This window comes from Neobacillus drentensis (assembly GCF_036965245.1).
Lineage (GTDB): Bacteria > Bacillota > Bacilli > Bacillales > Cytobacillaceae > Neobacillus > Neobacillus drentensis_G.
This window is the reverse complement of record NZ_JBALPG010000232.1, coordinates 1-1,249: the sequence shown is the minus strand read 5'-3', so window position 1 is coordinate 1,249 and position 1,249 is coordinate 1. Positions and strand designations below refer to the sequence as shown.

General features: G+C 32.9%; 1 protein-coding gene. It reads right to left on the bottom strand.

The features are described from left to right. Positions 1-66: 66 nt before the first annotated feature. Entirely contained in the window at positions 67-753 is a 687-nt protein-coding gene (locus tag V7150_RS26055; RefSeq protein WP_438825762.1) for an MgtC/SapB family protein, read from the bottom strand. Between the last annotated feature and the right edge of the window lie 496 nt (positions 754-1,249).

Below are 1,249 nucleotides of genomic sequence, written 5' to 3'. Positions count from 1 at the left end.
ATATCCTCATTATAAAATTCTTGCAAGAGTAAATTTTATAATGAGGATATAAATATTTCAGCGAAATTAACTTATACTTTCTATTTCTACCTTTTTAACCCCTTCTATATCTGAAACAACTAAATAAACGTCTGTAGTTTTTTCACGGTAATCAACGGCTACTAATATTTGCACAAGGTGATCTCCATTGTCTAAATCCTTTATCCGGAGTCTGCGAATAATATATTTCTTTTCTAATAAAAATGAAATAGCTTTATCTATTTGTGCTTGATCTCTGATAAAAAGCTGCAGCATGATTTCTTTTTCCCGCAATTGTTTAGGCCCAAAGATTTTCATTAGAAAAGGGACTAATTCTACACTAATAATAAGTAATGCTACGCCGGCAAAGGCTTCAAAATAAAAACCTGCACCTACTGCAATACCAATCCCTGCAGCCCCCCAAATCATGGCAGCCGTTGTTAAACCTGAAATACTGTCATTTCCTCTTCTTAATATGACACCAGCCCCTAAAAAGCCAATCCCTGAAACAATTTGCGCAGCAAGACGAAGGGGGTCCATGGTGATTTTTACTTCATCTGATTTTGGAAACATATAAGCTGATTGAATCGAGACAATCGTCAACAAACAGCTTACAACGGAAATAACGAGACTTGTCTTTAGCCCGACAGGCTTTCTTTTTAATTCTCTTTCAAGACCAATGATAAGGCCGAAAATAGCAGAAATCCCCAGTTTAATTAATATATCAAGATCTATACTACTCAAATGAATTCACGTCCAATTATTAGTTAGTTGACTGAAGCTTTATTTAATAGATAAAAAATACTTTACGATTACTGCACACAGGGAATCTTTAGTTTGATTCTACACTTATAAGGGTGATGGATGGAAGGACTAAAAATAAATCTCTTGAAGCCATTACTGTAAATGTCTCCACTGTTATTATTTGATAGATATATCCGATACCCTTTTTTTATTACATATACAAATGTAGTTTATATTATGAGTTCAATCCCCCCTTTTATTTATCCCTGTGTGCAGAATAAGAAAACATAAATAAAAAATCTTAAAGAATTATATTGCAATCATTTATTTATCATGTTATATTAAATCTCGTCCTCATCGAGAGAGTCAAACAACGGAAAAAGAAATTAAAAAAGTTGTTGACTTAGTGATGCGGGATATGATAAATTAAAGAGGTCGCTTTTGGGCGATTGTGAAAAAAGAATTAACTTGTTCTTTGAAAACTAAA